This window comes from Qipengyuania citrea (assembly GCF_024171405.1).
In the GTDB taxonomy this organism is placed as follows: Bacteria; Pseudomonadota; Alphaproteobacteria; order Sphingomonadales; family Sphingomonadaceae; genus Qipengyuania; species Qipengyuania profunda.
In genome coordinates this window covers 1,173,416-1,185,658 of the sequence record NZ_JALJZT010000002.1, presented here as the reverse complement: position 1 = coordinate 1,185,658, position 12,243 = coordinate 1,173,416, and the positions used below count along the sequence as shown (strand labels likewise).

Annotated in this window: 10 protein-coding genes; 1 reads left to right on the top strand and 9 read right to left on the bottom strand. The window is 64.0% G+C overall.

All coding sequences use genetic code 11. The features are described 5' to 3' along the window. Positions 1-6: 6 nt before the first annotated feature. From J2S32_RS06765 to rimO, 8 genes are all read right to left on the bottom strand, one after another. Positions 7-663, bottom strand: a complete 657-nt coding sequence (locus J2S32_RS06765) for a L,D-transpeptidase family protein (protein WP_253518991.1) — start codon at positions 661-663, stop codon at positions 7-9. Between the two features lie 82 nt (positions 664-745). Beyond that, a complete protein-coding gene (gene eda / locus J2S32_RS06760) occupies positions 746-1,339 on the bottom strand; it encodes a bifunctional 4-hydroxy-2-oxoglutarate aldolase/2-dehydro-3-deoxy-phosphogluconate aldolase (protein ID WP_253522998.1) in 594 nt (197 codons plus the stop codon). A gap of 14 nt (positions 1,340-1,353) precedes the next feature. Next, entirely contained in the window at positions 1,354-2,322 is a 969-nt protein-coding gene (gene glk / locus J2S32_RS06755; RefSeq protein ID WP_420493538.1) for a glucokinase, read from the bottom strand. Between the two features lie 2 nt (positions 2,323-2,324). Then, entirely contained in the window at positions 2,325-4,142 is a 1,818-nt protein-coding gene (edd, locus tag J2S32_RS06750) for a phosphogluconate dehydratase (RefSeq protein WP_253518984.1), read from the bottom strand. Continuing rightward, entirely contained in the window at positions 4,132-5,574 is a 1,443-nt protein-coding gene (zwf, locus tag J2S32_RS06745; RefSeq protein ID WP_253518981.1) for a glucose-6-phosphate dehydrogenase, read from the bottom strand. The genes edd and zwf overlap by 11 nt, the downstream gene beginning before the upstream one ends. An 85-nt stretch (positions 5,575-5,659) precedes the next feature. Continuing rightward, positions 5,660-6,457 carry a transglutaminase-like domain-containing protein gene (locus tag J2S32_RS06740; RefSeq protein ID WP_253518978.1) on the bottom strand — a complete coding sequence of 266 codons (798 nt, stop codon included), beginning with the start codon at positions 6,455-6,457 and terminating at the stop codon, positions 5,660-5,662. Positions 6,458-6,650: 193 nt separating this feature from the next. Next, complete coding sequence (locus J2S32_RS06735) at positions 6,651-9,014, bottom strand: EAL domain-containing protein (protein WP_253518975.1); 2,364 nt, start codon at positions 9,012-9,014, stop codon at positions 6,651-6,653. A 238-nt stretch (positions 9,015-9,252) separates the two neighbouring features. Continuing rightward, entirely contained in the window at positions 9,253-10,629 is a 1,377-nt protein-coding gene (gene rimO / locus J2S32_RS06730) for a 30S ribosomal protein S12 methylthiotransferase RimO (protein WP_253518972.1), read from the bottom strand. 77 nt (positions 10,630-10,706) lie between these two features. Between rimO and J2S32_RS06725 the strand changes: the two genes are divergently transcribed. Continuing rightward, positions 10,707-11,105, top strand: coding sequence for a DUF1761 domain-containing protein (locus J2S32_RS06725; protein ID WP_253518968.1), 399 nt, complete (start codon positions 10,707-10,709; stop codon positions 11,103-11,105). A gap of 3 nt (positions 11,106-11,108) precedes the next feature. On the opposite strand, the gene J2S32_RS06720 is transcribed toward J2S32_RS06725, so the two are convergent. Next, positions 11,109-12,227 carry a potassium channel family protein gene (locus tag J2S32_RS06720; protein WP_253518965.1) on the bottom strand — a complete coding sequence of 373 codons (1,119 nt, stop codon included), beginning with the start codon at positions 12,225-12,227 and terminating at the stop codon, positions 11,109-11,111. Between the last annotated feature and the right edge of the window lie 16 nt (positions 12,228-12,243).

The following is a 12,243-nucleotide window of genomic DNA, read 5'->3' as shown; positions in this document are numbered from 1 at the left end:
CACACATCAGATGATGCTGTCGCCGACGGTCATCTGCTCGCCCCTGGTGATCACGATCTTGTCGCCCTTCTTGGCGATCGCGAACAGACGCTTGGCGATGTCGTCGGGCACGCCGATGCAGCCATGGCTGGCATAGCCGTTTTCGACCACGCTGCCGCCATGGATGGCGACCCCGTCGGTGGTCAGGAACATGCTCCAGGGCATCGGCGCATTGCCGTATTTCTCGGAGACATTGTGCCGCTGCTTCCACAGGATCGGGAAGACACCGGTCGGGGTCGGATGCTCGTCCGTGCCGAGCATCACCGCCGCGGCGCCGATTTCATACCCGCCGCGAAAGATCGAGATCACCCGCGCTTCGAGGTCGACGGTCACCAGCAGCGGGCCATCGGGGACGCCTTCGTCGTCCCAATGCCACTCGCCATATTTGATCGGTCCGTCGATCGGCAGGATCCTGCGGACAGTGTAAAGCCGCTTGGCATCGGCCACTGCCTTGGCTGCAAGCGCGCCATGGACTTCGACCGGTTCTACCGCCGGCTCGGGCGCGGCGGCCACCACATCGGGCGTTTCCGCTTCGGCGGTTGCACGGCCACCCACAGCGACGCCCGCCAGCACCAGCGCTGCGACGACGGTTCCCCCGCCGATCCATTTCAGAATCACGTCCATCTACCCATTATGCGCATGAATGGGTGAATTTTCCACCTAGGCTGGAAAGAACGCCCCGCACAGGGACGGATCGGCGGTGGTACTAAGCAGCCAGCGCGGCGGCTTCGCGCGCCAGACGCTCGACTTCCGCTTCGTCGACGGCGCCGCGCGGGGCGACCCAGCTACCGCCGACGCACAGGACCGGATCGAAGCCGAGCCATTCGGGCGCATTGGCCAGCGAGATACCTCCGGTCGGGCAGAAGCGGCATTGTCCGAAAGGTGCGGCCAGGGCCTTGAGCGCGGGCAGGCCGCCGGCGGCCATCGCGGGGAAGAATTTGAAATGAGTGAGTCCCATATCCAGCCCGCGCATGATGTCGCCCGCATTGGCGATGCCCGGCAGGAAGGGAATATCCGCGCGAATGGCAGCCTTGCCCAGCGGTTCGGTCAGCCCGGGCGAAACGATGAACTGGCTGCCGGCATCGACTGCAGCGGCAAGCTCGGACTGGTTGGTGACCGTCCCCGCGCCGACCACAGCGCCTTCGACCTGGCGCATTGCGCGGATCGCATCGAGCGCGGCAGGCGTGCGCAGCGTCACTTCCAGCACTGGCAGCCCGCCCGCCACCAGCGCGCGCGCGAGCGGTTCGGCATGCTCCAACTCATCGATCACAATCACTGGAATAACCGGCGCGGTCTGCATGATGTCGGCAATGGTCAAGCGTGTCTCCTGGCAAAGGCTGCAGCCGCGCCGAACAGGCCCGGTTGGGGATGGGTGATGAGCTTGACCGGAATGGTCGCCATCAATTGAGCAAAGCGCCCCTTCGCGCGAAAACGCTGGGCGAAACCCGATTTGGGCAAATGGTCGCGCAGACGATAGCCGAGTCCGCCCGCGATCACGACACCGCCAAAGCCGCCCTGCGCCAGCGCGATATCGCCCGCGACGCTGCCCAGTGACAGGCAGAACCGGTCTAGCGCTGCGGCGGCGAGGCTTTCTTCGTCGCTCATGGCGCGGGTCCAGATCGCGATATCTTCCTCGTCCCGCGTCTTGCGTTTTTCCATTGCGGCCAGCGTTTCGTAGATGTCGACGATCGCCGGTCCGGAGACGACCCGCTCGACCGATACGCGCGTATGGCGCTTGCGCAGCCGGGCAAGGATCGCATCCTCGATACTGTCGAGCGGGGCGAAATCGATATGGCCGCCCTCGGTCGCCTGCACGCGGTAATCGCTGCCCGAGCGCCACAGGTGGGCGACGCCCAGACCGGTGCCGGGACCAAGCACGCTGATCGTGCCATCGGCAGTAAGCGGTTCGTCGGGCCCGGCAAGGTGCAGGAACTGCTCCTCTGGCGCGCGCGCCACTGCATGTGCGACCGCTTCGAAGTCATTGACGAGGAAGTAGTTCTCGACGCCCAGCTTCTGCTTGATCAGCGCGGGGCGAATGATCCACGGATTGTTGGTAAAGCGGATGACATCGCTCCCCACCGGCCCCGCGATCGCCATCGCCACGCGCGGGGGCAGGGTGCCGCCCATCCGCTTGCGGAAATCCTCCCATGCGGTCTGGAAGCTGGCATATTCGTCGGTGTGCAGCGTTTCGGGTTCGCCGAGAACGATCGTCCCGTCGTCATGCACGGTGGCCAGTGCGAACCGCGCATGGGTGCCCCCGATATCGACGCTGACGAGATCCACGCTCACAGCCCGGCCAGCGCCAGCATCGAGGAGGCACCCTGTTCGGCGCCATCGGCATTCGCGCGGAACATCGCGAAAAACTCGCGGCCCATGCCGGTCTCGGGCGGGGGCGCCATGGCGGGATCGCGATTGTCGAGATCGGCCTCGGTGGATAGCGTCCCCGTGGCGGCGCAGACCCGCACGATATCGCCATCGCGCAGCCGCGACAGCGGACCGCCGCCCCGCGCCTCGGGTGTGCAGTGGATCGCCGCCGGGACCTTGCCCGATGCGCCCGACATGCGGCCATCGGTGACCAGCGCGACGCGGTATCCGCGGTCCTGCAGGACACCGAGCGCGGGAGTGAGCTTGTGCAGTTCGGGCATGCCATTGGCCCGGGGACCCTGGAAACGGACCACGACGACAACGTCGCGGTCGAGCTCGCCCAGCTTGAACGCCTCGTTCACCTCATGCTGGGTCTCGAACACGCGGCACGGTGCCTCGACGATCCAGCGCTCGCGTTCGACGGCGGAGGATTTGAAGCAGGCACGGCCAAGGTTGCCCTCGACCAGACGCATGCCGCCGTCGGGTTCGAACGGCGCGGAGGCCGGGCGCAGCATCTCGCTGTCGCCCGAGGGGCCCGGGTCGCGCCAGGTCAGCGCATCGCCGTCCATGCCGGGTTCGCGCGAATAGCTTTCGAACCCGCCATCCCAGATGGTCATGATGTCGGAATGGGCGAGGCCCTCATCCAGCAGCGTGCCGATCACATAGCCGATCCCGCCCGCCTCGTGGAAATGGTTCACATCACCCGAACCATTGGGATAGACGCGTGCGACGAGCGGAATGACAGAGGACAATTCCGCCAGATCGGCCCAGTCGAAGCGGATGCCTGCCGAGCGCGCCATCGCAGGGATATGGATCGCGTGGTTGGTCGATCCGCCCGTGGCCAGCAGGCCGATCGCCGCATTGACGATCGACTTTTCGTCGACCACGCGGGCGAGGGGGCGGTAATCGTCGCCCGACTTGCCGATCGCCGCGAGCCGGTGCGTGGCCGCGCGGCTCAGTTCCTGCCGCAGCTTGGCGCCCGGCTGGACGAAGGCCGCACCGGGCACGTGCAGGCCCATCATCTCCATCATCATCTGGTTGGAATTGGCAGTGCCGTAAAAGGTGCAGGTGCCCGCGGAATGGTAGCTGCCCATCTCGCTTGCCAGCAGTTCCTTACGGGTCGCCTTGCCCTCGGCATAGAGCTGGCGGACGCGCTGCTTTTCCTTGTTGGAAATGCCGGTCCCCATCGGGCCGGAGGGCACGAAGATAGCGGGGAGATGGCCAAAGCGCAGCGCGCCCATCAGCAGGCCCGGCACGATCTTGTCGCAAATGCCCAGCAGCGCGACGCCATCGTACATGGCATGGCTCAGCGCGACGACGGTCGACAGCGCGATCGTGTCGCGGCTGAACAGCGACAGTTCCATCCCCGCTTCGCCCTGCGTCACTCCGTCGCACATGGCGGGGGTGCCGCCGGCGACCTGAACGGTAGCGCCCACCTCGCGCGCCCAGATCTTCATCCGCTCGGGGTAGCGGTGGTAAGGCTGATGCGCGGAGAGCATGTCGTTATAGGCGGTGACGATGCCGAGGTTCGGCCCCCGCGCGGCCATGATCGCGGCCTGGTCTTCCTCCGCCCCGGCAAAGGCGTGCGCCAGGTTCGAGCAGGATAGCGAGCCGCGGTTGACCTGCCGGTCGCCTTCGCGGTCCATCAGGTCGAGATAGTCGCTACGGCTGTCGCGCGAATTGTCGATCACCCGCTGGGTGACGCGGTGGATCGTGTCGTTGAGCGGTTTATTCGTCATGCCAGGTCACTCCGTCGCGTTCGGCCAGCGCGATGGCCGCGCTGGGCCCCCAGCTGCCCGCGCCATAGGGCTTGGGGGTGATTTCCCCATGCTCCCACAATGCGCGAATCGCATCGATCCACTCCCATTGCGCCTCGACCTCGTCCCGGCGGACGAACAGCGTCTGGTCCCCTTCGATCAGGTCGAGCAGCAGGCGCTCGTAGGCGATCCGGCGGACCGTGCCCGAAAAGGCGTCGGGCATGGCGATATCGAGCGGGACCTGCCGCAGGCGGATGCCCTCGCGGTCGAGCCCCGGCACCTTGGCCATCATCGACAGCTGGACGTTTTCCTCGGGCTGGATGCCGATAACCAAGCGGTTGGGCTTGGTACTCGCACCGCGCCCTTCGAAGATCGAATGCGGGACGCAGCGGAACTGGATCACGATTTCGGTCACGCGTTCGGGCAGGCGTTTGCCGGTGCGCAGGTAGAAGGGCACGCCCTTCCAACGCCAATTGTCGACATGCGCCTTCAATGCGACGAAGGTCTCGGTGTCGCTGGGCTTGCCTAGTTCCTCGTCATAGCCGGGGACCGCGGCCCCATCGACCGCGCCCGCGCGGTACTGGCCGGTCACGGTTTCGCCCTTCGCGATCGGTCGCAGAGCGCGCAGGACCTTGACCTTCTCGTCGCGCACGGCGGTGGAATCGAAGCTCGTCGGTGGCTCCATCGCTACCAGCGCGAGCAATTGCAGCATGTGGTTCTGCACCATGTCGCGCAAGGCGCCGCTGTCGTCATAATAGGCGACGCGCGATTCCAGCCCGATCGTTTCGGCGACGGTGATCTGGACGTGGTCGATATAGGTCGCGTTCCAGACCGGCTCGAACAGCAGATTGGCAAAGCGCAGCGCGAGCAGGTTCTGCACCGTCTCCTTGCCGAGGTAGTGATCGATGCGGAAGATGCGGTCTTCGCTGAACGCCTTGGCGACCGCATTGTTGATTTCCTCGCTGCTGGCGAGATCTGTGCCGAGCGGTTTTTCCAGCCCGATGCGGACATTGCCTTCGGTCAGCCCGGCATGGACGAGCCCGTCGATGGTCGGTTCGAACAGGCTGGGCGCGGTCGACAGAAAGATCGCCAGACCCTTGTCATAGGCGCCGACTTCCTTGGCGAGCTCGTCATAGCCATCGGGCGTCGTGGCATCGACGGGTACGTAGCTGAGCCGGTTGAGGAAGGTGGCGACACCGCCGCGGCGGTGGTCGGGGAGATTTTTCTCCAGCGCGGCGCGCGCCCAGTCGCGATATTCGCGCGTGGTCATTTCCGAGCGGGCGGTGCCGACGATTTTGAGGTCCGGCTCGAGCAGGCCGTCGGCATCCAGCGCGCAGAGCGAGGGCAGCAGCATGCGCTGCGCGAGGTCTCCGGTCGCGCCGAAGAGCAGCAGGCGGTCGGCGTTCACACTCATGCGCGGGGGCAGGCAATCATCGGTTGGTCACTCCTGGTCGATGCGGTTACCAGCGCCAACTCATGCACACCAGCCGCCTGCATTCCTATTCTTTCTTCACGCTGACCGAGCTGGAGCGGAAGTCGTTGGGGCCGAAACTGGTGAGAAAGCTGACATCGGCGGCGTCGCGGCCGACGCCGATTTTTACGGTTTCGGCCGGGTCGGCCATGTCGGTCGCATCGACCAGCTGCCAGGTCCCCCCGTCGGCGCGGCTTGGGTCGGCCAGGAAGACCTCTGCTATCGCATGGAAATCGGGAGGCTGCACGCCGGGGGCAAAACAGGCGACATAGCGCGCGGGGATCGTGCTGGCGCGCGCGAGCGTCACCAGAACATGCGCATAGTCGCGGCAGATGCCCTTGCGCGAGATGAAGGTTTCCGCCGCCCCGGTTTCGGTGGTCGAACTGCCGGGCGTGTAAGTGAAATGTTCGGCGATCCAGTCGCGGATCGCGGCCACCCGCGCACCGCCGGTGGTGCCGGCAAACTGCGCTTCGACGAAGGACTGGAAATCGTCGGCCGGGCAATAGCGGCTGTCGAAGAGGTATTCGACCGCTTCGCCGGGCAGCTCGTGCGGGGCGAGGGCGGCCATATCTTCCAGCGTATCGAGTTGCCGGTTGAGTTCGACGCGTGCGCGATAGTCGACTTCGAAATCGCCCTCGGCACGGATCCAGATCCGTTCGCCGATATGGTCGCGCGCGGGGACGCGGGCACAATGTTCGCTGTCCCCCAGCCGCGTCTCGCTCGACAGGATCGTCTGTTCGGGGATGGCAGCCACCTCGAATTGCAGCAGCACATCGGTTGGTGCGGGCAGGTGGAAGGCGAAGCGGGTTTCGATGGAGATCGGCATATGAAGGGTCAACGCCGCAGCCGCAGGTTCGTTTCGCACCTGCTAAACGAAAAAGGGCCCCGTAAACGGGGCCCTTTGAATCACTTAAGTTATGAAATTCAGCCGTCGAACAGCCATTCCCAGAAATTCCACATGGTCGTACCTCCTGATTGCTCAAGAGTTATATTTCATTAACCATGTCTGTTTGTAAAGTCTAAACCATGTTTGCGATGGCCCTGTCTGACGTAAAGTCTTGATATTCCAAAAGATTGGACAATGAGAGAGGACGAGAAAACGCGAAACCCTGCACCTGCTGGCACCCGACATGCTCGAGCAAGGCGATGTCCTGCGGGTTCTCGAGGCCCTCTGCCACCACAGTGATTCGCGCTTCGCGACCCATTGCCGCGATGCTCGACACGATGGCTCGAGCCTTCGGGTCCTTGGCGATATTGGTAATGAAAAGCCGGTCGATCTTGATCTCGTCGAACGGCAATTCGTAGAACGCTTCGTAGCTGGCCGCACCGACGCCGAAATCGTCCATGGCAATGCGCACGCCAATCGAACGCAGTTCCTGAAGGATGCTCGAAGCCACGTTGTGATCGGAGATGCGCGCCGTCTCGGTGATCTCGAGCGTCAGATACTGGGGATCGAACCGCGTCGCCTGGAGCACATTGCGCACCAGTCCAACCACGCGCATGTCGCCCAGCAGGGTGGCCGAGATGTTGACCGACATGGAGATGGTCCGGCCGCGGAAATGCAGGAGCTGACCAGCGGAGCAGGCGCTTTGCAGGACGTAGCGGGTCAGGTGCTCCATCCGCCCGGCCTTTTCGCACTGCTGGATAAAGTGCAGCGGCGAAATGAAACCGCGGGCCGGATCATGCCAGCGTACCAGCGCTTCGACCCCGACCATGGATTTCGACGCGAGGTCGATCTTGGGCTGGTAGACGCAGTAAATCTCGCCGGCTTCCATCGCCTCGTCGATCCGCGCGCGGAGCGAGATGTCCCACAGAAGGTCGGTTTCGGTTCCGGTTTCGGCGATGGCGATCGGATTATGGGCTTCGGACGTTTCCTCGGCCGCCGCGACGGCAGCAGCCAGGCGCGCGGGCGGATCGCCCTCGATCGATGCGACCCCGAAGGTAATCCCTACGTCGACCGAGAATCCGCCGACCTGGACCGGGGCGGCAAAGATCGCGCGCAGTCCTTCGAGATGCTCTACGACTGCATCGGTTTCGTCGCTCGCCACATGCCAGCCGAGGCTATGGCCTTCGCTGTAAACCGCGAGGTTTGGATCGGCGGCGCGCAGCCGGTCGACGAGCTTGAGAACATAGCTGCCCTTGTCGTCCGCCCGTAGCGTTTTCAAAACGCGTTCGTAATTCTGGATCTTGGCGATGACGATGTGACCGTTGCCGATCGAATCGCGCACCAGCCGCGCCTCGAGCGCGCGCAGTTTCGGCAGTCCGGTGTCCGGATTGACCATTTCGACGCGACGCTTCCAGCGCATGCGCGAGCGCAGGACGGCGTAAATCGCCAGAAATGCAAGAGCGTAGGAAAGTTCGACGCGGACGCCGATCTTCGCGGTCAAAATAAGGATCGTCGGTGCAACAAGGACGATCCCGCCATAGGCAACCCAGCGATGCTTGCGGCTCGCGCAAAGCAGCAATGCTATGAGGAGAAGCGCGGCAAACAGGGACAGGACCACTGGTCCGCGCAGGATGCCGGTGTGGCCTGCCTTGAGCGTCTCACCAGCATAGATATCGACATAGCTGGCTGCTGCATCGATCTTGCGCGGGATGGGCTGCTGGCTTCCCGGAACCTGGCCCGTGTGCCCCACCACAACCGTTTTCCCGGTTATCTCGATTGGCATCTTCGCGTCTTCGGCACTCGTCGCCAAAGCAGCAATGGGCAGGGTGGGGATGAGATCATGGCGGAACCCATAATCCACCGTGAACCTGGACTTGGGGCTTCCCTCAACGCCAGCGATCGCGGCCCCGAAGGAACGGATCGTCGTTCCCTCGATGGTGTAGGCGTAGCGTAGGTTCCATGCAAAACCCAGCCAGTCGCGATCTGTTTGATCGGATACGACCCGGGCTACAGGTCCGGCAATTGTGGGCGATGTGGCGCGGCGAACCTCTTCGACGCCTGTTCCTTCTACGATCCGGTCGACCAGCGTGATCCGCGGTCCGAGATCGGCGATGGCGCGCGATAGTCGGTCGTCGGCGACGGGATCGTTCGATTCCGCAAAGGCTACGTCGAGGAAGACTTTCCCCACACCGCGGCGGTCCAGCTCGTCGAGCGCGGCGGCCACTTCGTACCGCCTCTGGGGGATGTTCGGATCGTTCAGCGCGTCGTTCGAAGCTACGAAGACCACGTCGCCGGTCGGGGTGCGATCGGCAACCCGCGATTGGATCATCCACAGGATCTGTTCGGCGGGCTGCAGCAAGAAGACGGCGTACAGGGCCAGGCTCACCAGCCCCGCCCACAGCATGTGGCGCAGGCGCTCGATCAGCCGTCCGCTGAACAGCGAATGGCCAAGGGCGAGGATTGGCCCGGCAAGGTTCGAGATGCGTTGGTCACCCATCGAACGCCCTTATGGCGCTCTTAAGTTTAAGAAAGTTTTGATGGTGCGGGCGCGAATCCCTCGTAACCCAACCGGGCCGCGGGTTGCGAAGGTAAATTCCGGTTTAGGAACTGGAGTGAAGGGAATTCACGCTTGCCGCCGGTCTCGTTGCCGCGCGCAGCAGATTATATGTTGTATAACAATGTCTTGCATCCACGCCTATTGCGTGACTTCACTAGGTTAACGGCCCATTGAGGGCTTACTCGGTTACCACCCCGAACAGATCGTGGGCATCACTGTCCTCAATTGAGACAGTTACGATATCGCCCTGGGCTAGGCCTTGCGGCACGTTCCGCAGGTACACCGCGCCGTCGATTTCGGGGGCATCGGCCTCGCTGCGACCGGTCGCGCCGACATCGCCGTCCTCGTCGGGTTCGCCCACTTCGTCGATGATGACCGGGATGTTCCTGCCGACCTTGGCCGCCAGCTTGGCGGCGCTGATCCGCTCGGTGACTTCCATCACGCGGGCGTAGCGTTCTTCCTTGATCTCTTCAGGTACCGGATCGGGCAGGGTGTTGGCCCGCGCGCCTTCGACCGGTTCGAAGCGGAACGCGCCCACGCGGTCGAGCTGGGCTTCTTCGAGCCAGTCGAGCAGATATTTGAAATCGTCCTCGGTCTCGCCGGGGAAGCCGACCACGAAGCTGGAGCGGATCGCGATCTCGGGACAGATCTCGCGCCAACCCTTCAGCCGTTCGAGGAACTTGGCTTCGTTTGCGGGGCGCCGCATCGCGCGCAGCACCTTGGGGCTCGCATGCTGGAACGGAATATCGAGATAGGGCGTCAGCAGGCCCTCGGCCATCAACGGGATGACCGCGTCAACATGCGGATAGGGATAGACATAGTGCAGCCGCACCCAGGGCGGTGTGCCGCCGCCGATGTCGAGCTGGCCCAGTTCGCGCGCGAGGTCGGTCATATGCGCGCGGACGGGGTTGCCCTTCCACAGCCGTTCCTCGTGCCGCGTATCGACACCGTAGGCGCTGGTGTCCTGGCTGATGACCAGCAGTTCCTTCGTGCCCGCCTCAACCAGCTTCTCGGCTTCGCGCAGCACTGCGTCGATCCGGCGGCTGGCCAGCTTCCCGCGCAGATCGGGAATGATGCAGAAGGCGCAGGAGTGGTTGCAGCCCTCGGAAATCTTCAGATAGCTGTAGTGGCGCGGAGTCAGCTTGATGTCGGGCTGCGGGATCAGGTCGACATAGGGCCCCTGGCTGGGCGGGGCGTGCGTATGCACTGCATCGACGACCTGTTCGTACTGATGCGCGCCGGTCACTGCGAGCACCTGCGGGTGCGCGGCGCGGATCGCGTCGGCCTCTTCGCCCATGCAGCCGGTCACGATGACGCGGCCGTTCTCCGCGATCGCCTCGCCGATCGCCTGCAGGCTCTCTTCCTTGGCGGAATCGAGGAAGCCGCAGGTGTTGACCAGCACCACGTCGGCCCCGGCGTAATCGGGACTCATCGCATAGCCGTCGGCGCGCAGCCGCGTGAGGATGCGCTCGCTGTCGACAAGTGCCTTGGGACAGCCGAGGGATACCATGCCGACCTTCTTCTGGTCGGGGATTGCGGTGGTGGTCGTGCTCATGATTGCGCGCGCCCCTACACCCGTGCGCCCAATTAGGCTAGCTTCCTGCGCATCGAGAGACATGGGGAGGATGGGATATGGCCGAAATCAACTGGTTGGCGGTGTTGCTGGGCGCGCTGGCATTCTTTCTGGTGGGCGCGATCTGGTATGGCGTGCTGTTTTCCAAGGCCTGGCAGAAGGCTGCGGGAATGAGCGACGAGAAAATCCAGAGCGGCAATATGGCGCTGATTTTCGGACTGACGTTTCTGGCCGAACTCGTGATTTCGCTGACGCTGTGGCACGGGATCGCGCGCAGCGGCGCAAGCGATCGGGCGGTGATGATGATGGCGCTCGGCTTCGGCGCCACGATCATGGTGCCCGCGATCGGGATCAACTATCTCTACCTGCGCAAGACCCTCGCGCATTTCCTGATCGATGCGGGCCATTTCATCGTCGGCATGGCGGCGATGGGCGGGGTCTTCCTGCTCTTCCGCTAGCGCTTAGCCATTGTCCAGATCGTCGCGGTCGTGCCCGTCGCCGCGGGTTTCGCCATTGGGGGTCGGGATGATTTCAACCACGATGTCGCCCGCGAGCAGGCTCTGGCATTCTTCTTCCCAGAAGCCGAGCGCCTGTCCGTTGCGATAGACGCGCAGCCCGCGCCCGCCGGTGGTCAGCTCGCCGATGGTCTTGCCGCATTCCTCTTCGGTGACCTCGCGTTCGACCAGCTGGACGCGGCCTGACACGCTCGCGAGATCGGCGAGGTAGTCGGCGATATGTTCGCCCTTGGCGCTGCCGGCCAGCAGCAGGCCGGTGAAGCGAACCGGGTTGATGACATTGTTCGCGCCCGCCTGCCGCGCGAGCGATTCGTTATCGTCGGCGCGAACCACTGCGCTGATCGGTACGTGCGGCGCCAGCGCTCGCACGGTGAGCGTGATCAGGATGGTCGTGTCGTCGCGCCCGGCCGAAACCAGCACGTTCTGCGCTTCGGCGATGCGCACTGCCTTCAGCGTCTGGTCGCGCGTGGCGTCGGCCGCCATCACATTGCAGCCGAGTGCTTCGGCCTCGTGCAGCCGATCCTCGCTCGGGTCGATGACCACGATGCAGCTGGGATCGGTGCCGCGTTCGATCAGTTCACCCACCGCCTCGGAGCCGGAGATGCCGTAACCGAGCACCACGATATGGTTCGAGAGCTGTTCCTGGATGCGGGCCATGCGCCATTTCTCCCAGCTGCGCTTGATAAGGAAATTGTAGGCGGTGCCCACGAAGATGAAGAACACCGCAAAGCGGATCGGGGTAACGATGACTGCCTCGACCAGCCTGGCACGGTCCGAAATCGGGGCGATGTCGCCGAACCCGGTGGTGGTGATCGAGATCATGGTGAAATAGACGACGTCGAGGAAGCTGACCTCGCCGTCGAGATTGTCGACCAGTCCCTCGCGGTCCCACCAATGGACCAGCACCACGACGAAAATCAGGAACAGCGCCGCGCCAAGCCGGATCCCCAGATCGCCCCAGACGGGCAATTTCACCGCGCGGCGCAAGGGCTGGAAACTGGGCCCTCGATAGGTCCGCACCCGCGTGCTTGCGGCGATCCGGTCGACCTTTTTCTCGCTGCTCATGCGCCGCCTAGGTGCG